This is a genomic window from Rothia sp. HMSC068E02 (assembly GCF_001813565.1).
Classification (GTDB): domain Bacteria; phylum Actinomycetota; class Actinomycetes; order Actinomycetales; family Micrococcaceae; genus Rothia.
Genome location: NZ_KV812882.1, coordinates 1,087,773 through 1,088,018, shown reverse-complemented (window position 1 = coordinate 1,088,018; position 246 = coordinate 1,087,773).

Sequence of the window (246 nt, the reverse complement as noted above, 5' to 3'; positions counted from 1 at the left end):
CCTTCCTTTTCGGAGGGACTTTCATTGAGGGTCATCTGACGCGCGAAGGAAAGGCTGCGGGGCTGTGATTTCCCTTCCTTTTCGGAGGGACTTTCATTGAGGGTCTGAGCCGTCAAGCCCAGCTCACGGCGCAAACGGCGATTTCCCTTCCTTTTCGGAGGGACTTTCATTGAGGGTCAGATTCGCCGAGCATGCCCTCACGAGCCAACGCAGATTTCCCTTCCTTTTTGGAAGGGCTTTCATTGA